The organism is Ensifer sp. ENS09 (genome assembly GCF_014852425.1).
GTDB lineage: Bacteria > Pseudomonadota > Alphaproteobacteria > Rhizobiales > Rhizobiaceae > Ensifer.
The window spans coordinates 1-1,507 of the sequence record NZ_JACVBP010000014.1 but is presented as its reverse complement, the minus strand read 5'-3'; the positions used below and the strand labels follow the sequence as shown (position 1 = coordinate 1,507).

Annotated in this window: 1 protein-coding gene; it reads left to right on the top strand. The window is 54.1% G+C overall.

Features of this window, described 5'->3' with window-relative positions; translation table 11 throughout:
- Positions 1 to 1,507: condensation domain-containing protein (locus IB267_RS33010; protein WP_246810938.1), on the top strand; the 1,507-nt coding region annotated here is incomplete at both ends.

The window sequence follows — 1,507 nt, the reverse complement described above, 5'->3', positions numbered from 1 at the left end:
ATTGAGCAGATATTGGCCGCCATCTGGAGTGATCTATTGGGTGTCGACCGGGTGAGCCGGAACGACCATTTCTTTGAGCTTGGCGGACACTCGCTTCTGGCAGTCCAACTAATGGAACGACTACGTCATCAAGGACTTGGCATCAAATTCCACACTTTATTTGCCCAACCTGTGCTGGCAGACTTGGCTAGTGCTTTGGGCCATCATCGTGAAGTGTCCGTTCCGGACAATAGGATTGGTTCCGGTGCCCAAGCCATCACGCCGGATATGTTGCCGCTAATTCGGTTAACGCAAGCCGATATCGATCAGATTGCCTCTCGCGTTCCTAGCGGCATTGCCAACATTCAAGATATTTATGGCCTGTCACCCTTGCAAGATGGCATCCTGTTCCATCATCTTCTTGCAGAGTGCGGCGACCCTTACTTGTTGGTCAGCCGGATGGTTTTTACGGACCGGGGTCGTCTTAATCATTACCTGGATGCCGTACAACAGGTGATTGATCGCCACGATATTCTGCGCACCATGTTTATTTGGGAGCATATCTCCACTCCGGCACAGGTGGTTTTGCGTAAGGCCCCCTTAATCTTGACGGAAGTAGAGCTCGATACTGAGGCCGGTTCCGCTACCGTACAAATGGCGAAATGCTTTGACCCTCGCCGAGACCGCATTGATCTGAACCATGCGCCATTGTTGCGTTTTATAATTGCCCAGGAACCAGGAAGCGAGCGCTGGCTGGTGATCGAGTTGATGCATCACCTCATTGGGGATCATTCCACACTCGAGAATCTCCATGCTGAGATTGAGGCGTTTCTTGCAGGGAGAGGGCATGAATTGCCCTCCCCGCAACCATTCCGAAACTTGATCGCCCAAGCGCGTTTGGGAGTCAGCCAAGAAGAGCACGAACGGTTCTTCCAGGCGATGTTGGCGGATATAGACGAGCCGACGCTGCCTTTTGGTCTCGGTAACGTGCATAATGATGGCAGCCAGATAAGCGAGGGATATCGTCTGTTGCCCCAGGATCTGAATGATCGGCTGCGGGGGCATGCGAGACGTCTCGGAGTTAGCCTGGCCAGCCTATGTCACTTGGCCTGGGGGCAGGTCGTGGCTCGCACAAGCGGCCGTGAACAGGTTGTGTTTGGAACGGTCTTGTTCGGTCGCATGCATGCTGGCGTAGGGGCAGATCAGGCTATGGGGCTGTTCATCAACACCCTGCCCCTGCGTTTGGATCTGGATGATACACCAGCGGAAGAAAGCGTACGGCGCACCCATTCCCTATTGGCCGACCTCCTTAATCATGAGCACGCGTCTCTTGCTCTGGCGCAACGCTGCAGCGCAATTGGAGCTTCTGCGCCGTTGTTCAGCGCATTGTTGAATTACCGCCACAATATGATGCGGCCACTGCCTGAGGACAAAAAGCATGGCGAAACCGGCCAAGCGCTCCATGGGATTGAATGGCTTGGCAGTGAGGAGCGCACGAATTACCCCTTTGCGTTATCGGTAGAGGATT